The sequence below is a fragment of the Sphingobacterium sp. UME9 genome (assembly GCF_014170215.1).
In the GTDB taxonomy this organism is placed as follows: Bacteria; Bacteroidota; Bacteroidia; order Sphingobacteriales; family Sphingobacteriaceae; genus Sphingobacterium; species Sphingobacterium paramultivorum.
Map to the genome: position 1 here is coordinate 1,463,147 of NZ_LZZP01000003.1, position 24,636 is coordinate 1,487,782.

Annotated in this window: 17 protein-coding genes; 4 read left to right on the forward strand and 13 right to left on the reverse strand. The window is 32.9% G+C overall.

The window, feature by feature from the left end; translation table 11 throughout:
• Positions 1-160: 160 nt before the first annotated feature.
• Positions 161-652 (forward strand): hypothetical protein, encoded by a 492-nt coding sequence (locus A9970_RS07840; RefSeq protein WP_182981879.1) that lies wholly within the window; start codon positions 161-163, stop codon positions 650-652.
• Positions 653-654: 2 nt separating this feature from the next.
• Positions 655-816 (forward strand): hypothetical protein, encoded by a 162-nt coding sequence (locus tag A9970_RS07845; protein WP_182981880.1) that lies wholly within the window; start codon positions 655-657, stop codon positions 814-816.
• 1,249 nt (positions 817-2,065) lie between these two features.
• On the opposite strand, the gene A9970_RS07850 is transcribed toward A9970_RS07845, so the two are convergent.
• The 11 genes from A9970_RS07850 to A9970_RS07900 form a co-directional block, all read right to left on the reverse strand.
• On the reverse strand, positions 2,066-4,750 hold the full coding sequence (locus A9970_RS07850; protein ID WP_182981881.1) for a metallophosphoesterase: 2,685 nt from the start codon (positions 4,748-4,750) through the stop codon (positions 2,066-2,068).
• Between the two features lie 453 nt (positions 4,751-5,203).
• Positions 5,204-8,362 (reverse strand): DEAD/DEAH box helicase, encoded by a 3,159-nt coding sequence (locus A9970_RS07855; RefSeq protein WP_182981882.1) that lies wholly within the window; start codon positions 8,360-8,362, stop codon positions 5,204-5,206.
• A 1-nt stretch (position 8,363) separates the two neighbouring features.
• Positions 8,364-9,155, reverse strand: coding sequence for a hypothetical protein (locus A9970_RS07860; protein WP_182981883.1), 792 nt, complete (start codon positions 9,153-9,155; stop codon positions 8,364-8,366).
• A 228-nt stretch (positions 9,156-9,383) separates the two neighbouring features.
• Positions 9,384-10,256 (reverse strand): hypothetical protein, encoded by an 873-nt coding sequence (locus A9970_RS07865; protein ID WP_182981884.1) that lies wholly within the window; start codon positions 10,254-10,256, stop codon positions 9,384-9,386.
• 150 nt (positions 10,257-10,406) lie between these two features.
• Positions 10,407-11,375: an RES domain-containing protein gene (locus tag A9970_RS07870; RefSeq protein ID WP_182981885.1), complete on the reverse strand. Its 969-nt coding sequence runs from the start codon at positions 11,373-11,375 to the stop codon at positions 10,407-10,409.
• 246 nt (positions 11,376-11,621) lie between these two features.
• On the reverse strand, positions 11,622-11,921 hold the full coding sequence (locus tag A9970_RS07875; RefSeq protein ID WP_182981886.1) for a YbjQ family protein: 300 nt from the start codon (positions 11,919-11,921) through the stop codon (positions 11,622-11,624).
• Positions 11,922-12,401: 480 nt separating this feature from the next.
• Positions 12,402-13,181: a restriction endonuclease gene (locus A9970_RS07880; protein WP_182981887.1), complete on the reverse strand. Its 780-nt coding sequence runs from the start codon at positions 13,179-13,181 to the stop codon at positions 12,402-12,404.
• Positions 13,182-13,355: 174 nt separating this feature from the next.
• Entirely contained in the window at positions 13,356-17,621 is a 4,266-nt protein-coding gene (locus A9970_RS07885; protein ID WP_182981888.1) for an NACHT domain-containing NTPase, read from the reverse strand.
• A gap of 139 nt (positions 17,622-17,760) precedes the next feature.
• Positions 17,761-18,279, reverse strand: coding sequence for a hypothetical protein (locus A9970_RS07890; RefSeq protein WP_182981889.1), 519 nt, complete (start codon positions 18,277-18,279; stop codon positions 17,761-17,763).
• Positions 18,280-18,300: 21 nt separating this feature from the next.
• On the reverse strand, positions 18,301-19,380 hold the full coding sequence (locus A9970_RS07895) for a PIN domain-containing protein (protein ID WP_182981890.1): 1,080 nt from the start codon (positions 19,378-19,380) through the stop codon (positions 18,301-18,303).
• A 118-nt stretch (positions 19,381-19,498) separates the two neighbouring features.
• On the reverse strand, positions 19,499-19,879 hold the full coding sequence (locus tag A9970_RS07900; protein ID WP_182981891.1) for a YbjQ family protein: 381 nt from the start codon (positions 19,877-19,879) through the stop codon (positions 19,499-19,501).
• Positions 19,880-20,669: 790 nt separating this feature from the next.
• Here A9970_RS07900 and A9970_RS07905 point away from each other — a divergent pair.
• Positions 20,670-22,124, forward strand: coding sequence for a hypothetical protein (locus A9970_RS07905; RefSeq protein ID WP_182981892.1), 1,455 nt, complete (start codon positions 20,670-20,672; stop codon positions 22,122-22,124).
• On the forward strand, positions 22,069-22,602 hold the full coding sequence (locus A9970_RS07910) for a hypothetical protein (RefSeq protein ID WP_182981893.1): 534 nt from the start codon (positions 22,069-22,071) through the stop codon (positions 22,600-22,602). Before A9970_RS07905 ends, A9970_RS07910 begins: the two co-directional genes overlap by 56 nt.
• 329 nt (positions 22,603-22,931) lie before the next feature.
• On the opposite strand, the gene A9970_RS07915 is transcribed toward A9970_RS07910, so the two are convergent.
• Both A9970_RS07915 and bla read right to left on the reverse strand, forming a co-directional pair.
• Positions 22,932-23,399 (reverse strand): hypothetical protein, encoded by a 468-nt coding sequence (locus tag A9970_RS07915; protein WP_182981894.1) that lies wholly within the window; start codon positions 23,397-23,399, stop codon positions 22,932-22,934.
• A 108-nt stretch (positions 23,400-23,507) separates the two neighbouring features.
• Positions 23,508-24,395: a class A beta-lactamase, subclass A2 gene (bla, locus tag A9970_RS07920; RefSeq protein ID WP_182981895.1), complete on the reverse strand. Its 888-nt coding sequence runs from the start codon at positions 24,393-24,395 to the stop codon at positions 23,508-23,510.
• Positions 24,396-24,636: the final 241 nt, after the last annotated feature.

Sequence of the window (24,636 nt, forward strand, 5' to 3'; positions counted from 1 at the left end):
GCTATAGTCAATTTGCGCACACTTGTCCTACCACCCCAGCATCGTGTGATGTTTGGGGGATTTTTATATGTGGAAAACTTCGTTCAAAAATGTTTGATAAAAATTTTAGCAAGACAAATTTCTTAGTATTTTTGACTAACACATTGAATGAAGGTAATTTATGAATCTTGAATTTTATAAAGATTTACTTGTAATAGAGATATCTAGGAAAGATCGTTTGGATAATGAATATTCAAACAATACTTCTTTAATGATATCGGTGCTAATTTCTGTTAATTTTTTCTTCTTTGAAAAGTACAAACAGTTGGAAATGTCCGATGACGGACTGAGAGTGATAATTGCTTTTGTTTTATTTACTCTTTTCAGTTCACTTTTGGGTTGTCTATTCCATTTTGTTAAGGGATATAATAACATTTTTAATGGTTATAATTATTTAAATCTTCCAAATATTAAAAAGGTTTGGGAGCTTGAAAAACAACACGATATTGATGACTTTAATAATGCTGTAATTGAACAATTAACTAATTCAATATCATCGTATCAGCAAATCAATATAGTTCGCTTTAAATCATTCTATAATTGCAGAAAAATGTTAGTAACCTTTTTTCTTCTTACAATTGTCTATATTTCTATTTATTATATAATTAATTAGCTATGAAAAAGTGTTTTGTAGAATTCAACAATTCGAAAAATGATGGAAGTAAAAATTCTTCTAGTAGTAACAATAGTTCTTCAAGTCAGGAAAAGCCTAAAATTGATTTTGGGGCAGTCTATATCGAAAAGAGCGAGAATACTGGCGGTAAGTTTAAAAAATAAAATTACATTTTCAAGCCCTCAACTCGAGGGCTTCCTTTTGATATTTTGATAACTCCAACTTATCAAATTAAAAAACCAGATTTCGCCATTAATACCACATTCCATTTCTTTGTTCATTATGGAACAAAAATTAAAAGAACTTGACTATCTCCTTTTAGAAAGGTTCAGATGGTCAGAAAGCCACGAGGAAATGATGATATGGACTAGGCTTACTATCATTTTAGAAATTGTCAAGAGATTGGCAATCAGTAAGGGATGCTATTGATTTTAAGTCCCCCTACGAGGGCTTTTTTGTTATTATTTTAATGCATCATTTGGAAAGAAGATTTTTCAAGCTTTTCTTATGTTTTTCAAATTCATCTTGTGCATACTTAGAACTTTTCTTACTTCCAGGTATCCAATTTATCACATCATCATTTCCAAAACTTAAACTTGAAACTCCAGAAATAAACAAGCTTAGGTCCCCAGGTCGGGTTTAAACCTCTGCATATCCTTCATACATAGGTTTAGCTCTTCGATTGCCTTAAAAACTGGGATAATGCCTTTGTAAGACTAAGGTATTGGTTTGAAGGTAGTACTGGTTGCGGGAAACCGTAGCGTATTTATTCAGCAGTTGTATTAAGACAATAACGTAAAACATTTAAACAAAAAGAAGTCCCCCGCGTTAACCGCCAAGGGAGGCCATTTTGGCTAGATGTTCGCTTGTCACCTAATTTAAACCTGCTTTGGGCATTCCTCTATTGTAAAGATCGTTAGATTATTTGAGATATTAGTTGTTCATTTCCTTGAAAATGTTGTTCAAAACTTACCTCTTGATAATAATTTCATTCCTGAATGCCAGTTTATTTCATCAAATATTATTACCATGCTCACGAACACTCCAGATCAACCCACTATTCGATAATGACAACTGTCTTTTATCAAAAAGTTCTTCCATGATCATCCAAACCTGGTCTGTCAACGTGAAATATTTGTTAGTGCTTAGATCATCTATCTTTAGAAATCCAGTAACAGAGAACTTTTCAATAGTTATACTCCATTTTCAGCATCTAGGAATAATTTTCTATCCGTTAAATAGTCAAGAGAATTATTTTTTAGAACCTCATGGCAACAGAATAGAGTGTAGCCTAAAGTATTTTATGCCTGAAAAGACAATTAATATCTAGTTGGATAATAGAACCAAATTTGAGATATTATATATTATCATTAAAAGGTAAGGCTTACTTGATATAAACATTGACGTTTTTCCTTATTCTATCTGTATCTTTAAATCTATAAGCGGCTGGTTAAGACCTAGTCCAAGAAGTCCAAGCAAATAAATACGTAATGTTTCCGCTGGCATTGTATCTACTTCAGCCAAAAGGGACATAAAAGCAGGATGGTTACAATTAATATAAATCTGATTTACAATGCTCGCATAGGGGTTTTTGGATATTTTGAATTTACTGATTTCAATTATAACCGCATATTCTTCTTCGATTTTTTCTAGCTGGATTTGAAGATTTTTATTAAACTGACTCTTATCCATCTTTATGTCAGAAAATGACGCTATGGACATTAACTCTATGTTTTGTAGGTGGAAGTTATTTTCGTTTGCAATGATTTGTATTATTGTGGCTAGATTCGTTTGAAATTGAGAGCCGTAATGAAAATATACCAGTGCGCCAGTTTTTTTAATTACTAGATTTCCTTTATTCTCTAAATACTGGATTAACATAGATTCATAGTCACTAGGGATATCGTTATTTTGTATGTAGATTATATCAATTGACTTAGATTTTAATATTGGTAAGATATTAATAAGTGACTGTTCATCGCCATCATATTTCAATTTAGTGTGTTCCATACACATTGCTATGAGTTCTGTTTTTGAATAGAAATCACTATAAAAACTCTCCAGGTTCATTTTTATTTGATCGTAATATTGTAAGTAGCAATGAATATAATTGACAACAATTAAATAGAAATCAGGGTGTTTTTGTTCCAATGCTTGTCGGAATAACTTTCGCAGTGATATTGAAATTTCCTTCATACATGCGATTTCCTTTCCAGTAGCTATAATGTTAGTTCTAGATATATCAAAATCAATTGATTTAGGGAAAAAATTAACTTCACCTCCAATATGTGCCGGAAACATGGAGGGAACTATTTGCACTGGAAAATCGTTTATAAGAAATCCGCAGTAGCTTGCTATAATATTCTTGTTGGTCAGACCAATGCCAAGCTTTAAGTCATATTGATGAGTTTTATTTTCATATAAATGAAATGAATCCTCTATATTCCAACTTTCATTAAACGGACTAATTTGACCGTTAAACTTAATCTCAAGATTTTCAATGTGTCTGCAATATTTTATTACATGCGAATAAGCACTATGGATATTCAATGGCTTTTTTAAGTAAACTCTTACTGTAGTTCCATTAATCGTTTTTATGTCGTTGGAGTAAGGCTGTAGGTATTTGAATCCTTTAAAAACATTTTCAATCTCAAACATAATTTGGCCATCTTCTTCACTTTTGGTATTTATTAGAACCTTTTCCGCGGCAATAAAAGTACTTATAAATCCGATACCAAATTTCGATATGAGATTTTGATGGCCGTTGTTATCATTATATTCTTGGCTAATACTCTTACCAAGGACAGAAAAATGATTTTTAAGGGTGCTTTTTGACATACCGTCTCCCTCGTCCGTCACTTCAACATAATTTCCGTCGTAGTCTATATTTATTGTTATTTTAGGTGTCAAATGACTATAACTTTCCTTCATTCTATTGCAGGCGTCAACGGAATTTTGGATTAATTCTCGAATAAAAATGTATTTATCTGGATATATAGATTCCCCAATCAGTAAACTTACTATTCTGTGTACATCTGCCGTATAGCTACTTGGAAGGTCGGTGTCTTCATTATTTGAATCTTGTGCTAACTGATATAATTCCGGTTTTTGCGGTAGATTGCTAGATTCAATACCATCTTTTAATGAATCTGTATCTTTGTCAAATTCGTACCTCGTACTAATGTATTTTCTAGCATGTAGAATATAGCCTCTATTGGGTACGTCAACGTCTAAAATATTATATCCTGGCTGATATCTACTTAATTCTTGTTTAGATTCAGAAAATGCAGATCTACCATTAATGGACAAGTACCCGCCACTGGAAGAAGATAGTTGTTCTGCTTCATGTCTATGGCTATGACCAAAGAACGCAATATCAAAATCCTTTGATTTCAAAATAGACTTAATTTCATCTTTTTCATTATCATTAATTGCATTTAATGGATGATGAAATACCGCAATGTTCATAGCGCTATTATGTTCTTTGAACTTATTGTTGGCCCTAAGTAATTGAGCATATCCAATAAAATGCTGTTCTTTAGTCAAATCTGCGGAGCAGCGCCATGAATCATTTATAAGGGCAAAACCTATTTTAATGCCATCTTTCTCGAATATGAATAAAGACTCATTATTTGAGTAGATATAATTTGGAATATTGTTGCTATGAAACTCTTTTTCAAATTCTTTGAAGCGTTTAATCCGGAGGTTATCATTTTTAAAGTCACTTATAAATTCTTCAGTCTTTTTATTTGCGCCCTCGGATGTTAGTTTTTCAGCGAGAAAAAACTCATTTTCTTCGTGTATTTGACCTCTTTCTATATCGTGGTTTCCAGGAACCATAAGAATTTGTGTGCTAGCAATATCTAATTGCTTTACTAGTTCATCAATGATTTCAGTTTTAAATATTTGATAGGGGTTATCTGGTTCAAATGATTCGCCGCCTTTATCCACTAAATCTCCAGTAATTAGTATAAGATCAATTTGTTTTTCTGCATTATATAGTTGAAGATCTTTTATTAATGCTTCTAGGTAGGAATTTCTTAAATCTGTACGATTTTCCTTACTTAAATGAATATCTGAAAGCTGGACTATTCTCATTTTATATGGCAAATATTTTATCTAAGATAGTATTTTTATCGCATCCCAAGAGAATGTAAGAGCGGATTTAGAAATCTACCTTGGTGGATTTGATACCCGGTCTAATATGGTTCTTACTTTACAAATCATAAGCTAGCAAATCGTCCTTTAGAACGTTTTTTTTTGCGAGGTTCACGAAAAATCCTGGAAAATTAGGATTCAATCTAGAAATATTACTCTTTAACAATAAGTTATGCATTTCGAGAATAATCGCAGGTGTAAAATTAGTGATCATGTTATATGGTTATCCTATATCTATTCTTAACTTTATTTGAATCCCGAGTTCAGTTATTGAAAGTAACATAACTGAACTCTGTAATTTTTATATACCCAATTTGAGGAACAGTCCCAAGCCCAACAGATGATATTATTTTAAATGCTTTTAGATGGAATAAAGCTATAATATTGAAAAATCTATCGAGCAGCACTATAAGATAAATGTGTTTCCACACGCATTGACAACCGATTATTTTTCTTATAAAACAATTTCGAAGGCGAATCAAACCCTTCCCTTATGCAACTAGCCAATATTCTAATATCCCAAGGAATATCTTGTTTCTCTAATCCTTGTTGTTTTGCTTTTTCTGTAAGAACCATTGATAGTAATCCGAATCCAAAACTAAGCTCAGGAACAAGTCGATGTACAAAGTTTCTGGCTTTAACCAAATAACCTGTATTATCTGCTCTATTTACATCAGGGATTTGATCATTTAATTCATTTAAAGGTATTCCTTGAACATAGTATTTGAGGATATTTGTTAATATCCCTAGTTTAGGCATTATATCTGACACTGGACTTTCAGGTTTCAATCCAGTTGCTTTCTTAATTTGATTTATTGTAGATTTCTTTGTAAATATTTTTTCGAGAAAATCTTCGTTTGTACTTATCCACCCAAAGAACCAATCAACAAGTTCAGTTATAGATTTTGAAAGCAAATCTTCAATTCCTTGCTGTTCAATCTCAGTTCCTAACTCATAAATTATTGATGGCTCCACTCCGGTCTTAATTCCAATTTCTTTTTGCCATAAATATTCTTCCGGTAAATTATCTAATTCATTTCTTCTATCTAATAGTCTTCGAACCTGTGTATTAAACTGTTCCATTGTGCCAGCATTAGCTACTTTATAAGCATAAAAAGATTTACTTAGCAAATTTTTAGTATCACTATCCGATATATTCTCAGGTTTAAATCGATATAAAATATTTGTTTGGTCAACAGTTAGGTTTTCATGATTTTCTTGCATGGTGTCCAGAAAATATTCCAATGGATCTTCTACCTTAAGGCATTGATCACCTTTTGAAAATACTTCATTTTTTAAATCCCACCACCTATTAGAAATTGTTGAATCTTGGATCGTAACTATGTCTCCAGGGATTAATATTACGGCTCCTTGTGAAGAGAGTCCTGCTCTTCCGGCTCTTCCGGCAGCGTTTAACAGCTCATGGGGCTTTACTCTTTGCCGATTTTCTCCGTCTTCATCAAAACGATCATCACCAGCAATAATAACAATTTCGGCAGGTAGATTTATTCCCTGAGCAAGTGTTGCAGTTGCAACTAATGCAGTTGAACCATTGGAATATTTAAAGTAGTTTTCGATTAAACTTCTTTCTGATGGCAACAACAAACCGTGATGAACACCAACATTTCTACATTCATTGAAATAAGAATATTTCAAATCTCCTAACTCATGAGTTAAGCTGTCAATTAAAATTCTATAACGATTAATAAATTCATCGTAACCATTTTTTCTTTTTTTAATAGCAGAAGCTATCTCCATGGCTGTCGAGTTGGTAATTCTAGGATCATCGACAAAAACAAGCGTTTTTAGTCCTAGACTAGTAAAATGTATTGCTAGATTTGACGCTACTTTATTTCTATTACTAGTAAGTTGCCACCATTTGTTGGCTGTAAGAAGCACCCTATGATTTAGAACTTGTGATTTAAAATAATCATTGCCTTCATCAGTTTCCCAAATATTTTTTAAGCTAAAAAAACATAATGGCTCGATAGCCAGTTCTTTTAAAAGTTTTGTCGATGGTGCTTTAGTTGTTGCGACTTTTTTATAAGATTTAATTTTGTCTTTTAGCTCAGTGATCTTATTATCTTCAAATATTACGCATCCGTGTAGCTGACGAGTTGGTTTCCATGTTGAATTAAAGACTTTACATTCTCTTTCTGTAATTTGTGCTACCCACGAAGCTATATCGTCACCATTTTCAACCATTGCAGATATTAATAGATAATCAGCATGTGTAGCTAAAGTAAATAAGGATAGCAGACAATACATTGCATCAATAGACCTTCTGTCCTTTTTAATATCAGTACCATGTATTAAGTGAAACTCATCGAAAACCACCAGCCCAACACTATCAAAAAACTCAGGGTTAATATTTAGAAAAGTTAAACATCGTTCAGGAGTCATAACTAAAATTGGAAAATTTTCTATTTCCTCGAAGTCTGTATATTCACCGCCGAATTCAATATTGATAGGTTCAAATTCGGCAAATAGTGGCCGCAAATTTTTATTTACCTGATCTTCTAAAGCATGAGTAGGTACCAAATAAATCACTCTTCTTCCAGAGTAGAGACATGATGCTATTTTCAATTCTGATAAAGTTGATTTACCGGCTCCTGTAGGAAGTGTTAGAACTGCTGATATACCAGGGGTAAGGAAGCCAGTTTCCACAGCATCTTTATGATTTTCCCACAAATAGGGACGGTCTTTTGCCAATTTTGACAGGAAATCGTACCAAGGCTGGGAATCTACACCCGGTGATGGCGGAATGTCAATGACGGCTCTATTAAAAATATCCCCTTCCAGTATTTTTAGTAATTTAGCAAGACGATAAGGTCCTGAAAAAATGTTCCTCTGGTCAAAGATACCCGGTGCTGATATGGAAAGTTCAATTACTTTATCGAAATGGTTGTTTTGTTCTTTACTAGATTGGCCAACTAATCTTTTAGCTATATCTAGGATACCAAGTCCAAGTTCTCGCCATAAATAATTCAACGCTGTCTGCTGAAAGTCTTCTTGTATAACCTCGTCTTCACTAAAATTGCTATCCGCTATTTTTGATAGTTTTCCAGTCGCTAAAGAAATTATACAGGAAATTAATCGCTGTTGCACTAAGTTTTCGCTGTGTATTTCTGTTATAGAAATAGCTGTTTCAGCAGCATCAGCCTGACTATTACCAATTAAAAAAAGAACTGTTGCTGCGATATAGGACGAGATTGAATCTACACCTAAAAGAGCCTCATTTTGTTCATTAATTAATCCCATCTTATGGATAAGATTATTCGCAGTACCTGCCACAAATGCGATTGACTCTTTTTGCTCATGTTCAGGAAAAGTCAGCAACATGGTTTCCAAATTATTCGCTAATTTTCTAAGAAGTGTTAAGCTTGAAACAAGGTTTTCATCGTGAAAATTAATTGTCCCATCAACAACTTGGCGTCTTAAACTAACAATTTGGGCGTAAATTCTTGTTAAGTCTTGAGGAAGTCTATTAATGTTAATATCACCAATAGACGGTATGTCTTTTATTTTTTGTTCTGTAGTGCTATTGTACATATTATGACTTTTTAGATTCTAAATAATTGACGACCTTATCTGAAAAATCTTGCATCCAATTTCTCACATCATCAAGATATATTGTTGCTCCGCTTCTTCTAGAACTATTTGGTCCTGAAACATAATCATCGTAATTCTTAAACAATCTACGCCTCCCTTGAAGAGATTGGTGAGAACTTTCTCGAGTAATACCTATTCTATACATTCTTAGAGCAGTATTATAAATATCATTTTGTACACTTTCAAAAACAGCTCCCGCATCTAAATGCGCAATTAGACTTGATAAAACACTAATCAGCGCAGAGTCCTTTTTACCCTCTTCAAAATCTTTAAACTCAGGAAAAACTTGTTCTCTAACAGTATCTCTAGGATTTATAGTACACTTATCTTCTGTTATTATTATTTTATCGATTGTGTTGTCTGATTTTAAAATTATGCTTAGGCCATCAATTCCATGCTGGGCAGGAGCAAAATGAGGATGTTGGGTATGATAATTACTTCCCAAATTTCTATGAGCTAAAACTAACCATGAAATCATTTGAAATAGCCAACCATCTCTATGAATTACCTTAACTTCCCCTGAAACGTTAAGCTTGTCAATCGCAAAATCTATAATTTTATTTGACGGTGTCGAAGAAGAAGAAGAAAGTGAGTTGATAATTTTTAGTATATGAAAATAGTGTCCCAAAACTAATTCACCTACATATTCTGCTAGCAGATCTTTATTCGTTATTTCATATTCATAGTCTATGACTAAATTTGAACAATCAGTATCGATTAGGTTAAATGGCATAGTTATATAATTATTGTTTTATTATGTATTACCTATTTTTTATAAAAAGGATTCGCGGATAATGCTGTTATTTCTCACCGTTTTGTGTATTTTCTTTAATTTTAAATTTTACATCTTCGAATTATCAAAAAAATGCAAAGATTAACAACGATTCTTTATCAGTAAATACTGATATTTTCAACATTTAACTCTTTAAATAAAATTATAGAACAGCCACACTTTTGAGTCTTAGTTTTTAAATTCATAAGTATCACTCAATGTTTTACTAGAAAGTTTAGCAAGAACTTTATTTTTTTCACCTCTTGCAATAATTATTTCAGCGATGCTTTGGGCAATTTCCATCGTAATCATATCAGAATCAAATAGTCTAGTTGTAATCAAAGTCAGCCCCTCTGGACGTGTCCTATTACCAAATCGATTTCGATGGCATTGCTCATGAATAAAATGAGTCAAATCATCCTTGCTGAATTGATTATTAAATTCAATCTGTCTTACAAAATCTTGAAAGAGTCCATTTTGTATGGAATCAACCTTTAAAAGTGTCAATCTTCTTTTCGCTTTCTCTTCATTTAAAAATATCATAATCCAAAAAAGTCCAGAATATAAAAGTAACGAGAACCAAATTCCGAGAAAAGTCTGGCTAGTTGGATTAATTATTTGGGAGAGTGCTGGATTCGATTTTATTTGCCCAGGAAAGAAAAACAGAAATGTCATGACTGCTGTAATTACTGATAGAGATATTTTTGGTAAAAACATTCTTGAACGAAAATTTGTAATCACAAAAGAAATTTTGGAATCGAGATTTTGTTCAAGCGAGCTCTGTCTATTGGCTGGTATCATTTCTGTAACCATCTTCATCAGATCAGCCATTTTCTCAACTACAATTAACGAATTATCTCCACTAATCTGGTCTAAATACTTAATCGCATTATTTGCATTATGGTATTCTGCTTCGATTAAATCATTAGCAAAGTGTCCATTTGTCTTATCTGGATGAGAATTTATTCTGATCGCATTCAGATGTTCCCTAATAATTTCCAAATTATCACTGTCAATTTGAAATTCCTTTTTTATTTCTAATATAGAGTTATATGTTTTCATAAAATTACCGTTATAGTTTTATTATAAAGTAGTTTGTTTTATACAAGTCCTCGGACTAAAGAAATCCTTGGTTTTGATTTCCTATAAACTTTTAGAGTTAAGTTAAGTATCAAATGATACAATTGATAAGTGACATTTCTAAAAATTCTTTTACTCCCCCTCATTTTTAGTAAAATTTAACTCTTTAAAGCCATCTATATAGGCCCTAAAATCCTCTTTTAAACTGTCTTCATAATACTTGTCATCAGGAGACAGTTTTCTCCATAGTATTACATTATTTTCAATTTTTCCATATTGTGAAAACACTAATTCGAACTGTCCAGTGTCTCTATTCATATTGTTAAGCTCAACAATATAAAATCGCTCAATTTTCATACAGTTATCTACAAAATTTGGATGGATGGCAAAATTTACTGATTTTGAATCAGATTGGACACTTGGATAAATAATCATATCACTTGCGTAATTGTGCCCTGCATATAATTTTTTATAAGCTAAATATGAGGATATGGAATAATGTCTATCTTCAATAAAAATGCTATCTAAAAATTTATAATACTCTTCAACTCCCTTTATTTGATCTTGAGTCAGTTTTCCTTCGAAGGTCTCGTCAATTTTTTTAGTATAGAGTTTTGCTAAATTCTTAAATCCATTTTGTGGATGAAGTTCTGATTGTAAAAAGGTATCTAATATAAAATCATCATCATTATCAATTAGTGACCATGTTGAGATGCAAAAACGTTTTGACTTATAGTCTGAATTACGAACAACTTCTAGAAGAGCAGTTATCGGATCGTTTGAACAGTAAAACACAGGATAGTTTCTAAAGTTACATCTACCATCTTTGACAAATATTGGTGGTGGATAACTGTATTCACAGAATAAATCTCTATTTTTTATAAGAGATACTTCCCTCACTCTAAACAGTTTAAAGGGAAAAATTTTCGGATTTTGAATCTGAGCCATTCGATGAAAATTTTTAAAATGTAAAAAGAAAACTTCATCAAAATACTTGACATATTCTTCAATATTTTCAAAATCATCTAATTTCTTTAATTTTTCATTTTTAAAACTTTCAATAGATTTTAACACTTCTTTTAGTGAAGGCATTTCTTTCATAAATACAAATATTGGTACAAAATAAAAACATAATTTTTACAGTTAAAGACTCTTATTGATTTAAGCTTTAATGATATATCTAAATCTTATCAGATTTATTTGCATAGAGTTCTTCCAAGAAAATTGTGAATTCTGCTTTTAATGATTTCACAGACTTTTCCTCTGACCTAATGAGGATGTTCTCCTTAAATATAAACGCAGATAATATAAACTTTGGAATCAAGCTTCTTTATTTTAGTATTTAGTCTATAATCTAATCATAAACATCTGGCTTCCCTTTCCTGAGATTTCGTCGTTATCTACACTAAGCCCAATAATAGCATCAGCACGAATTGCCTGTGCACGTTGCTTGAGCGTTTCAGTAACACGCTTGTACATCTCCTGCATCTTCTTCTCATAGCTGGTAGAGCGACCGCCAAAGAAATCGACATAGCTCGCTCCTATATCGCTAAAGATATTGGTGCCGATAACAACATTGGCAGCTATTGGATCATTATAGCGTGAAATCTCCCTCCCTTCGATGGAATTGGTCGTGGTTACTATCATGGCATTATACTTTTCAATCGGGCAAGGTTAATACCCATGCCTAATATACATTATTTATTCTGAATTAATATGTTTACAGATATTAACTTTCAAGATTATTACAAATTGAAAGGCTAAGGTATTGGTTTGAAAGTAGGATTGGTTACGGGAAACCGTAGCTGATTTACTCAACGGTTTTACTAAGACAATAAATAAACAAAAAGGCCTCCCTCGTTAACCGTCGAGGGAGGCAATTTTGGCTAGATGTCCGCTTGGGCTAAATGTTAACCGGCTTTGGGCATTCATCTACTGTAAAGATCGTTAGATTAGTTGAGATAATAGTTGTTCATTTGTTAGAAAATGTTGTTTAAATATTCTCCCTAATAATAATTCTATTCCGAAATGCTATTTTACTTCATTAGATATTATTATCAGTTTCGCGAACACTCCAGATCAACCCACTCTTCGATAATGATAACCGTCTTTTATCAAAAAGCTTATCTATGATAACCCACACCTGATCTGTAAACGTAAAATATTTTTGGTGCTTAGATCTTCTATTGTTAGAAATCCGGTAACAGAAAACTTTTTGACAGCTAGTACTCCATTTTCAACATCCAGGAATAATTTTCTATCCGTTGAATAATCAAGCGTAACATTCTTTAGAACCTCGCTCCTTTTGGTAACCTCAGAAGCAAATTTTAGCAGATACGGTTTTAAACTAACTTCTCTTCCAAAAGCATCACGAAGATTAAATAAATAGGCCGCACCTATCAACGGATCAAAATGAATAGTTTTATCTCCAAAGGTTATACTGGTTATATTAGCACGAGTGCGTGTAACGTTTAGACGAATATCCAGAGTTCCAAATTCTATTTCCTTCTTGTAATCCACATCACTCTCTCCGACTTCCCAGAGCTTAACTAGCTTTATGCCTTTGTGTTCAGCATACATTACGGTATTTTTGGTAAATCCTGATTTGCATACTATTATTCCCTTTTCTATACCCAAGTCAAACATCGTTTCAGATAATTTCATAACAATATCCTTATTTGCTTTCTCTTTGCAGTATTTACATTCAATCGCAGTGCAAATGCTTTTCGTACCATTTAATTGCTCAGTCAAGACATCAATCTGATGCATTACACCGGATTTTCCTTTTAACTTACATGCATTACCGTAACCTAAGACCTTGATACCATATTGCGCACCGAGGGATTCATATACGTATTTAGTAATGGCTTCATAGTCTTTCCAGTTTATTTCGGGTGTCTTAGACATAGCTAATTTTTAAGTTTCATTGATTATATAAAATGTGAAATTTATGTAATTGAATTAAATCGACATTGAAACAGTTATTACAAATTTAAATGCACGGCAGAACTTATCTATCGCCAAACTACCTAAGTGCAATATTAAGTCTTAAACTTTGAGGATATCTTATCAAAAACAGATTTAATGCAGCACTTCTTCTAAAGCATTAGTTGCCTTTTGCCTAATAGCTGGTAATGCTAACATCCTATCGAATATATCTAACGCTCGTCTCCTCTCGTTTCGATATCTTAACTGTCCTTGTTGCAGCTTGGAATATATGGCCAAGATCAATGTTAGTGGCTCATCGTGCAAATAGCCCCTCTTTGAAATATCTACATTTTCTGGAATTATCATTTCTTTTATTAGATCGAGGCATTCCAATGGATATGCCGCCGAGCATTCTGTCAGATATAATAATAAATATCTAGGATCGCGAGCGAAATGAATAGTACTTATATATTTTTTTACGAAGCTGGAAAGCTCTTGAAAATATTCAATTTTAAATTTTCTCAAAACAATACACGATATTCTACCTGAAAGATCATCGTCCTCAAATGACAAACAATGCTCGATAACATCCAAAGCACGAAAGTTGACTCCTTCTTCATTTATCAAAAACTCTTCTGCTACTGTTAATGCGCATTTAGCAGCATCTTCGCCTAGTTTTAAAAAGCTATCATAAATTGCAAAGTCACTAATTGACTCAATTAACCAGCTACTGACAAAAACATAACATTGTTCGTATAAATTAGGATATTTTAAAACTTCATCAAAGTAAAACTGCATTTGATGATGAAACTTATGATTAAAAAAGTGGGCAGAATTACTGGAACATTTTAGAATAGACTCTTTGTTATGGCTGACTAACTTTTTGAAAATATTAAAAGACCTATCGATATTCCATTGATTAAGATAATATACCTCTGTCATAATCTCACATAATACCTCATCAGCGACCTCTTCTGGATAATCAACCAAAAACTCAATAGTAGAGAAAACTTGTTCTTCATACTGAGAATATTGAGTTAACGAAAAGAGTCTATCGCAAATTGCAGCTGGAGTTGAAACAGTATAATTTTTATTAGAATTTTCAGCGTCAATAGAATCACTATAGATTGAACCAATTGAAGAAATAAGAAAATTAACAATCGAATCACTAATTAATCTATGCTCAAATAAATAATCTAAATTCCAGATTGTATACAATCGATACTCAGCTTTCAGGTCAAGATTAATAAAATGGTGGATCGCATTTGACACCTTATCAGGATCAAATTTGGATTTGATCAAACCCGAGATTCCATATGAAATATAAGCTTGTGAAACTTTTTCAGAAAATAGTTGCTCAATTAAGGGATAAAAATAGCCTGGATTTTGGGAGACTTTAGTTTCAAAAACTCTAGCATGCTCCATCAATCCCCCCATTAAAAATTCCTTAGATCGAAAATTTTCGTCAATAGCTTTCATACTGACAAGCCAGCCTTTACTGCTCAATTTATTGTAATTAACGAATGGTAACGGAGGACCGACAAAGCCGCTACGAGAAGAATCTCCATCTAACATTTTATTTGGATCCATATCCCCAAATCGTCTTTCTAACATTTTAAGCTCTATCCACAATTCATGATCTTTTGCGAATATTTCGTCTGGAAGCAATTTTATGAATAGAAATTTCTTTCTCCCTATTCTCAAACTATATATTTTTTTATCGTCCTCTATACCAATATAAATCTCATATGGATGTGAAATCTTATCTATTATATCTTTTACTTGAATATACTGATCATCATTCAATAAACAAACAACATTAGCTATCAATTTTCTTAGAGTCAACTGGAAAAAATCATCTGGTCCAATAAAACCATTCTTTTGTTTTATCAACACTAACAATTCCACAATTTCACTTGTAGGACTATCTTTTCGATCTTTTAAAATCTTAGCTATCGTAGTAAGTATTGGTACAAAATCGCTTGTTTTATATTTATCGAAAAAAGCTTTAAAATATTCTATATCACAATCTTTAAAGAATTTAATCAAATAATGGTCTAATGATTTTTCATCAAGGGAGTCCACATATCTTACTTTTCTATTATAAACATATGAATTTAATAAAGGGCTAATAATTTTAGGATAATATTCGAAATAACGATATTTTGTCGATTCTAATAAATCAAGCTGAATACCAAGTAGAAATTCACATGTTGCTTTTGCATCAATCTTATACAATACATCAATTAATTTATCGTATCTGTGATCAAACGTAATTCTCTCATTTTTATCTCTTTCCTTTAGAACTACGGGGCGGAGTTTTTGAAAAACAAATGTTATATGGAAAGGCGCTATTTTTTTTAAAGTATTGAAATACCACAGCTCAGTATCTTTGCTATAAGGATAATATTTCTCAAATGACTGAAGAAGTTCATTGTCCCAATTCTCAATATTAGGAATTAGTCCCTTTATCATTTCATTTTTATTAGGAAAATTGATTCCTTCAATATTAAATAATACTGCATAGGGATTATAATTTACATTTCTATAGAACATATTATAAATCTCTCCTTCACTGCCGGACAAAAGATAATTATCCAATAGAAAATCTAGCCATCCTTTAGAATCAACCACTTCTAAGAATAGTGCATTGAAAGTTGGCAGTACAATATCAACAATTAATCTTTGTTCCTTTTTAGAAGGTACTTCAACACAACCTAGTTGGATAATAAATAAATATTTAATATGAAATCTAATTTTGTCATGAGTGAGAATTTCCTCATAAAGGCTTATGTATTTTTGGTGATTTGACTCGCGAAGGTATTCAATAACTGTTTTCACTTGTGAACGAACATATAGACTTTGATCTTCTTCAAAAATATATTCAATTAAATTTATATCGGAGGAGACGAACCATCTAGCCAGGTAGTATTCATAAAAAGACTGATGAAAAAACGACAGTTTACCTAAATTTTTAACCAATATATTATGGGATAATAAATAATCAATTTCCTTTATGTATTTAGTTAGTAAGGTCTCAGAGACTAAATTTGGTGTAATCTCATACATTTGATGTACGATAAAATCTAGGCACTCCGTTATTAAAAAATCTTTATTGGATAATACCTGTTTCCATAATTCATCATAGATTTTTGAAATGGTTACAGATCTATTCTTCCGCAATAGCTTATTGACATCAGGTATTTTAGTAAATAACTCTAAATTGTATGGAATGGTAAGAAGGCTTACCAAACGTTCGCTTACATTTTCTATTTTTAAAGTTCTTAAAGTTGAACGTACATCTTCCTCTAATAGGTGATCTACACTTATTTTCGTTATAAAACTGCTGTCATTATATCGTTTTAATTCTGCGTCATATTGAAGGTCATAAGACCTCGATGATATTATGATACGTGTATCTTTTAAAGACATCAATTCTTCAATAAATCGGACATAAGTTGAAAGGTATGATCTATCAGACGAAAGTGTTTGGGATAACGCATCCAATTGATCCAGTAAAATGACACAGGATTTTCCAGAAGAAGCAATATATTTTTCTAATTCTTGTAAAGATGATATGGTCTGAAATAGTACTTTATATAGATCACGTATGTTTTTACCATAGTATTGGTCGCATTTTATTCCGAGAACTAGCATGTTGTCGGAATCTTTTAAGATCGAATAAGTGTCCCTTAGAATAGTAGATTTCCCGATTCCCTTCTTTCCTTTAACTATAAGTATCTTTTCTTCGAGGCTTTTACCTACTAAGTCTGACCTAACCCATTCTAAAATTTTATTAGTTTCTGTTCTTAAAATATGAGTCTCCCTTTCATCCGAAAAGTAGTTTTTCAGGTTGGCAAGATGGGTTGATGCTGAAACAAACTCCGATTCTACATCGGTTTTAGAATTTATTAAAAAATCATGAATGTCCGTTATCTTATTCTTTACATGTTCATCGAAGACGGTATCATAAAGGTCAAATAGTTTCAGATCATCAATCAAATCTGCACCATCTTGCAATTCAATAAAATCCTCACCATATATCTCTTCCTTTCTCGCTTTCCATCCTGCCCACCATTTATGCTCTTTTACAGATAATTCGACAGGAGTACAAAGAATCCATTTGGAGCAGGTAAAATCATTAGAATCAACTACTGTCTTAAAAGATTCTCTTATTTGTTTCTCTTGTGATTGTCCGATTCCATTTATAAAGAATTTACATTGAACTACTGTAATAGGATCAACACCATAGTTACCTATAAAAACATCAATCCCCCCATCTCCAACAACAACCCTCACTCCTTTTACATTGTCTCTAGGAAATTTCTTTTTATAAAGAGATTTACAAATTTCTTCAAACTTGGCTCGAGCACCAGCCACTTTATAGGTCTTAGTAAGATATAACCACTCTTCAATCATAGAATTCACAATAGTTAGATAATAGTCCGCTAGGCTTAAAGATAATGGATTTTACAGAAATAATTAATCGGATTTATTTTTAGCTGGAGTTCTTAATTCACCTATGCATTTTGTTCAGTCTAATAACTAAATTATATTTTTACTTCCCATTTTGATTAATCCAATCATTGTATATTGCCAATTCTAACTCAGCTATAGAATCAAATGATTCTTTACTCATCCTAACTTTGGCAAATTCAATAAATCGTTTATAGGTTTCGACATTATCCAATTCTGTCCAGTTAAATAAGAATTCATATTTTAATGCCTGTTGAATCATTCGATCGACGGGAAAGTGAGGGGGTGGATATTGCAAATACCCCAATGTCCATAAATATTTAAGATAAAGATTCAAGAGTTTTTGAGCGACACCGAAATTAATGTTCAGTCCAATATCGTCCTGACACCTCAGCGATAGAATATTTTGGATGTGCTGCTCATCTGAAACCACTTTATCATATTGATGAGCCAAATCTTCAATCTGTTTCCTCAATTCACGTTTTCGTTGATCTTTACTTGTATGGCCTCTGTATACTTTTGCTCTCTGGAAAGATGCCTGTATGGTCATGATCCATACCTGATCAAGGTTAAATTGTTTTTGGATATCTTTTAAATTCATAAGTGGCGTGCTATAAAAGTGTTAACGATATCCAATTCTATTTACACTAAAACCATCTATAGTTTTGTTTTCCATATCATATTCAAAACTAGATGAAAGATAAATTCTGCAGTAGATTTCGATTTGAGAATAATCTTCCCCTAGCTCCTCTACATTGTGCCAAATAGGCAATGTATATTGAACCCTATTATACTCTTCACGTGAAATTGTTATTTTTAAGGTACATATCCGTAGATTGTAATTATAGCTGACATAAACAATACGTCCTTTAATATGCTCTTTACTCTCTATAGTTCCGTCTTCCATACCCTCATCTATTATAAATTCATGATCATCAATAGATAAGAGGGATGATATTTGGGGATAACTGGAGTGAAGTGATATTTTAAGTTCCTCTGTCGACCAATTGTTCAAATAATCAATAGTATATTCCTCAATAAGGTCTTCGATCTCATCCAATTCACTGTGAGCGATTAGATGTTCATTTTTATCAACATTTTTATCAATAAAATTAAATAAACTGCTATATGGAATAATAGAACAGTTAAGTTTTATTGCTTCGATATCCTTGATTAAATCAGCATGAAAATCTGTCTTTCTTGAATTTAAAAAATCATCAGAATTATTACTAATGAAGGCAACATTTTCTTTGATTTCGTTGACCGATAAATAATTCAATAGCGATAACCAAATTAACGTATCCCTATATCCTTTTTCACCCTCTTTAAAAGGACGAACACGATCCATGGCTCTTCGAACCACCACCTCCTGGGATATAGAACTATAATCAATATATCTAATAAATTCTGGATCCAATTTCTGCGCCAAAATATCTTTAAAACTATATGATTTTGTTATAGCTGATATATCTATCTTTAAAGGACTTTCACACATTGAATCGATGGATTTAATACATTTTTCTAATTGTAATTTAGATGCTTCAAGTTCCCTATTCCTTATTGACTCTATTTCCGAAACAACCAATTCTGACAATAGCAATACACCATTTTCATTCGTGATGAAATTAAATAGAAAAGAAAAATCGGCATTTTTCAATTTCCAATTCCTAAAAAATATATTAGTATCGATAAATATTAACATGATAGTTTTTATTCAAAATATGAGTGTAAAATCAACTTTTTTATACAAAAGCAAGAATTACTAAAATAGCGTTAAAATTTCCCATCTTTATTCTAGAATATAGTGCTCGGACCTTTTGCTAAATCAATTTGCGTTCCAATAGATCATACTGCCTCTCCACAGGAACGCGAGCAACTTCTTTAAGATGTACCGGTGTACCCACTGCCGTAATCATAAACATCTGGCTCTCATTTCCGGAGATTTCTTCGATATCTACACTAAGTCCAATAATAGCATCAGCACGGATTGCCTGTGCGCGTTGCTTGAGCGTTTCGGTGACACGCTTGTACATTTCCTGCATCTTCTTCTCATGGCTGGTAGAGCGACCGCCAAAGAAATCGACATAGCTCGCTCCTATATCGCTAAAGATATTGGCGCCAATGACAACATTGACAACTATTGGATCATTATAGCGTGAAATCTCCCTCCCTTCGATGGAATTGGTCGTGGTTACTATCATGGTATGCTACTTTTCAATCGGGCAAGGTTAATACCCAAGCCTAATATACATTATTTATTCTGAATTAATATGTTTACAGATATTAACTTTCAAGATTATTACAAACTGTAAGGCTAAGGTATTGGTTTGAAAGTAGGATTGGTTACGGGAAACCGTAGCCTATTTACTCGACCGTGTTAATAAGACAATAAATTAAACAAAAAGCCTACCTTATAAGCGTTAAGGAAGGCAATTTTGGCTAGATGTCAGCTTGGGCTAGATGTTAACCGGCTATGGGCATTCATCTATCGTAAAGATCGCGAGATTAGTTGAGATAATTTTGCTCATTTTATCCAAAAGCTTGCTAAAATTCGAACTATTATTTTTTTATAAAGGAATAAGATTTTACTGCTAATGATTAGCGATCGTTTGATACAGATTTTATTAAAAACAATTAGGCTTATTAGGAAGAGACACAAAGACCGGCGTGTTTCAGCGGCCTTTGACATAGTGCGTTTTATACTCCCCTCATGCTCCGCAATCTTTGTCCTTTCTTCATTCCCTATATTATCTAACCAGCTTACCTAAAATACACAAGTAACGTGTAAAGCTGATTTCAATTCCCTGTTGCATTTCAATAAGAAGAATGGTCCTTAAAATCCGAATTACTTTTCTGTTATTACCTGTATATTACCTGTGCATTATCTATATATTACCATTTAATTACAAATTTTCACACAAATGTATAGTTTTTTAATCTAGTAAAAATTTCACCATGAATTACTTTAACTTTAATCCTATAAATCGTTAAATGAAAAGTAAAATAGAAGTAATGAAAAGCCATTTTTTTACAAGAAACTTTATCTGGCTCCTTATCTTGCTCTTTATCGCAGTAAGTTGCCAGAAAGACTCTTCGCAAGTGTTAGATAGTCAGAATAAGGTAGCTTTGAGTGATGTCAAGGACTTATATGCCAGAGAAGAAATATTTAATAAGATCAATCCAAAAGATAACTTACCAATTCAATGGGAACCTTTATGGGATGAAGTAACTATCCGGAAAGCAAATGATTCAGTTGAATATATGTTCATTCCACTACATCCTTATCTTAAAGAAGATAAAAAGAGAATGACGATAGAAAAAGGTGGAAAAACATACTTATTGGTAAAAAATGGAAGGGAATTTTACAAAGGCTTCTTTTTCAACGATTCGAACCAAGAGATCACTGATCTGCGCTCCTTTACTGGCAAAATGTTATTTACAAATCTAAAAAGTAAGGCAGCAAATTTGATAAAATACCGGAATGGGTCGCCCTATTTTGAAGGAGATGAAAATGTGCAGAAAAAGAGAGCTTCATCAACGAAAATGGCATGGGAGCAAAATTGCTCTTATCAAACGGTGGATTGTGTGTTTATAGTAGCAGGTTATGGTTGTGGCCCAAACCTAGAGATATATCATAGTAGAAACTGCAGTTGGCCCCAACATTGCACAGGATATGGTTGGTCGCTTATTGATAGCCGAGATGAGTACGTCTGCGAAAATGTCTGGGTCCCAGATGCACCTGGTACGGGCGATGGCGGAGGAGGAAATGATGGGAGTGATATTGCAGACTTCAATGCCAAAATCGATGATACAAACCTTCCTAATTGTATGAAAGGCGTGTCGGATACACTTAAAATGCTGAATGGAAACTCTGTCGCTGATATAATCAAGAAATTTTCAGGAGAAATACCAGGGTATAATCTTAAGTTTGCTAAAGAAAATTTTAGCGATCCGATGAAAGTTGCTGGTACAAATCGAAATAATAACACAGGAGAAATAATTATAGCTTTCAATACCAATCCACTAGTTATAGGTAATGTTTCCGACTTAGCGTTTGCTACAACAATGCTTCATGAATCTATTCATGCTTACCTTACTGCATTTTTTTATGATGATCCGACGGCAGCAACAATGACTTATCCTCAATTATTTGAAAAGTATACAAAGAAAAAAGCTTTTTCAAATGGCGCTCAACATGAGACCATTGCTAGAGATTTTATTACAGATCTAGCCGCATCCATTAAAAATTACGGAGAATTAAAAGGCTATCATTTAGATAAGCAAATATATGACGATATTGCCTGGAAGGGCTTATTAGAAACGGATGCCTTTAAAAACCTTTCAGATGTAGATAAATCTCGAATTACAGATAGAATAATGGCTGAACAATATGATACTAGAAAAGACAAAGGAGTTACACAAAAAGGAGTTCGCATGGGTTGCTAGCATTCTTTTATTTTGGACATTGGCAAGTTGTGCAACGAAAAAGAATCTTGACGACTTTGCTGAAATCGATCGAAACAATTGCAGCAGTTTTAGTCAGCAGGGCAAAGGATATACGGAAAGCGAGGTAGCCCCATTAATACATGGAAAAGTAAGATTATGCTATAATAATGAAATAGTGCCTTACGCGAGAGTCTTTTTTCTTAAAAATGGTAGGGACACCATAGCTTCGCTTACCACAGACGAAAAGGGTGAATTTTCAAAACAAATATCGGCAGATGGATTTTGGGGAAAGGTAATTATAGAAAAATTTGGATCGAATTTGACAATTGATGAGGTGAGAATAGATGCATACTTTAATGATTACTATCTGGACATAAAATTACCAAGGCAACCTGCTTATATAAATGAAACCGGCCCAAGAAAAGATCAGAAAAAGTTAAGAAAGGAAGTTGAAAAAGCAAGTCGAAAACATCAGTAAATAATTGGGATCCCCCCACTCACTAACTCCAAGTTTCAAGTGAGGAGGTCGATCTTATTTATTTGTTGAATGTGTACCTTTTAAAGATCATCCACACCTGATCTGTCAATGTAAAATATTTTTAATGCTTAGATCATCTATAGTCAAATATCGGGTAACAGAAAACTTTTTGATAGCTAGTACGCCTTACTCAACAGCTAGAAATATTTTTTTAAAAACCAAACAGGATTCGATATTGTATTAATAGTACTTTTCAGAAATAGGTAGTAATTAGGAAGCCTTGAGATCCTCCCAGACTCAAGGTTTTTTTATTCCTTTTATATCCTTTTTCATCGCATATCGTCCTTTATCCACTTTAATTCCCCACGTTGTATCAGGGCTATATATTTTTGCACGTGATCATCGGTCAATAAGCAATTGTCTTCAAGGTGGTAATTGAACTGTTTAGTGAAGGTATAATATTGAATACTTCCTACATAAGCATTATTGAGATAAATATGCCAAAGGCTGTATTTCTTGGCCCGAACTTCCACTACATGGCGTTTTCCATGATGATAAAACAACTCAGGCACATCCGTATCAAAGCGAAGTATAAGAGCGTCAATGCACGCTTCCTTGATGTCATCGGCGAGTACACCGAATGCCAATTGCCACACTCCCTGAGATTTCCTGAAAACATAAAAAGTAAGACCATTTTTGTTGTAAAGATGATAATCTTTCATGCCCATGCTTTTATCATGCACGGTAATTTGAGCGTACATTACCCGATTTCGGCAAAAGATTTCTAGCGGTTTCATTTTACAATATTACTAATATTATTAGCAACATTGTATGTGGTATAGATTTATAGGGTTTCTTTTTTCAACAATTCACTGTTTACGCTTATTTCCTCATTGGATAAATATTTATTTTTTCGTATAGTAATTCCAGATAGATTTGGTTATGTCGGCAATAATTTTTTCAGTGACCTCTCGTTCTTCGGTGATATCTTTTAAGTAAACAGAAAGAACGATGTGATTTCCATTGGGAAGTTTAAAAATACCTACATCGTTCATCGCTGCTCTTAAATCATTCTCATTTCTATCTGAAATTCCAGTTCTGTGCGCTAATTCTGTTCCTTCGGGAAGCCCTGCTTTCATCCAAGTAAGGCCTCTCGAGCATTCTACCATGAGTTGATAGAGGTAATTTGTAGTGTTCTTTTTAAGAACCTGTCCTGCATAAAACTTCTCCAATAATTCGGTGGACGCTAATGGCGTTGTTGTATTGATATATAGATTCTCCCAAATTCGCATTTCTTGTTCATTGACTTTAATGGTAAAATCCTTTATTCCTTGTTTATGAATAAACTTTTGGACGGTTTCCGGACCTCCAATCAAGTCTAAAAGAATATCACAACCATTGTTGTCACTGTGCGAAACGGTATATCGTAATAGTTGGTCCAAAGTTAAATCCATATTTCCGTTCGGAAATTCGTCCCGAATTGGGCTCCAGGTATTTGCGTGCAAATCTTCTTTTTTAATAAAAATTTTCTGTGATAAAGAAAGTTTACCCTTATCAACTAAGTCCAAGGTCGCTAAAGCAATATGAAATTTAAAAACACTCATTAATGGTGCATTTAAATGTCCATTAATACTTAATGTGTCTTTGTCTTCAATTCCCTTCATTGAAATACCGACTGTTGCATTTTTTGTTGAAATGATTTGATGAAGTTCTTTGCGGAGGTTATTACTTTGTTGTGCAAAAGAGTGAACCGAAAACATGAAAATACAGAAAAATAATAAAAGTTTGTTCATCAATAAGTCTATTTTAAAAGGTTACTCTCTTTCACACACTCTCTCCTCCTGTAAAAATAGTAAGCAATTTCGAAGTTTTCATTAATTGCAGGCAAAAAATTCGCCCGTGTACGATAGTCGCCGTGTAAATAATTCCAGTATTCCTAATAGTTGGCCAAACTAATTTACCTCCACTAAGAGGTCTATGTGATTTGCTCATGTACACATACCATTACAAATTCGCAAACAGTTCAGTTAATTT

Excerpts from the sequence above, each read along its gene's own strand:
- A9970_RS07910 (WP_182981893.1), top strand. The coding sequence starts at position 22,069 with ATGATACTAGAAAAGACAAAGGAGTTACACAAAAAGGAGTTCGCATGG.
- A9970_RS07840 (WP_182981879.1), top strand. The coding sequence starts at position 161 with ATGAATCTTGAATTTTATAAAGATTTACTTGTAATAGAGATATCTAGG.
- A9970_RS07860 (WP_182981883.1), bottom strand. The coding sequence starts at position 9,155 with ATGCCATTTAACCTAATCGATACTGATTGTTCAAATTTAGTCATAGAC.
- A9970_RS07905 (WP_182981892.1), top strand. The coding sequence starts at position 20,670 with ATGAAAAGTAAAATAGAAGTAATGAAAAGCCATTTTTTTACAAGAAAC.
- A9970_RS07890 (WP_182981889.1), bottom strand. The coding sequence starts at position 18,279 with ATGAATTTAAAAGATATCCAAAAACAATTTAACCTTGATCAGGTATGG.
- A9970_RS07875 (WP_182981886.1), bottom strand. The coding sequence starts at position 11,921 with ATGATAGTAACCACGACCAATTCCATCGAAGGGAGGGAGATTTCACGC.
- A9970_RS07850 (WP_182981881.1), bottom strand. The coding sequence starts at position 4,750 with ATGAGAATAGTCCAGCTTTCAGATATTCATTTAAGTAAGGAAAATCGT.
- A9970_RS07900 (WP_182981891.1), bottom strand. The coding sequence starts at position 19,879 with ATGATAGTAACCACGACCAATTCCATCGAAGGGAGGGAGATTTCACGC.
- A9970_RS07915 (WP_182981894.1), bottom strand. The coding sequence starts at position 23,399 with ATGAAACCGCTAGAAATCTTTTGCCGAAATCGGGTAATGTACGCTCAA.
- A9970_RS07855 (WP_182981882.1), bottom strand. The coding sequence starts at position 8,362 with ATGTACAATAGCACTACAGAACAAAAAATAAAAGACATACCGTCTATT.
- A9970_RS07865 (WP_182981884.1), bottom strand. The coding sequence starts at position 10,256 with ATGAAAACATATAACTCTATATTAGAAATAAAAAAGGAATTTCAAATT.
- A9970_RS07885 (WP_182981888.1), bottom strand. The coding sequence starts at position 17,621 with ATGATTGAAGAGTGGTTATATCTTACTAAGACCTATAAAGTGGCTGGT.
- A9970_RS07895 (WP_182981890.1), bottom strand. The coding sequence starts at position 19,380 with ATGTTAATATTTATCGATACTAATATATTTTTTAGGAATTGGAAATTG.
- A9970_RS07870 (WP_182981885.1), bottom strand. The coding sequence starts at position 11,375 with ATGAAAGAAATGCCTTCACTAAAAGAAGTGTTAAAATCTATTGAAAGT.
- A9970_RS07845 (WP_182981880.1), top strand. The coding sequence starts at position 655 with ATGAAAAAGTGTTTTGTAGAATTCAACAATTCGAAAAATGATGGAAGT.
- bla (WP_182981895.1), bottom strand. The coding sequence starts at position 24,395 with ATGAACAAACTTTTATTATTTTTCTGTATTTTCATGTTTTCGGTTCAC.
- A9970_RS07880 (WP_182981887.1), bottom strand. The coding sequence starts at position 13,181 with ATGTCTAAGACACCCGAAATAAACTGGAAAGACTATGAAGCCATTACT.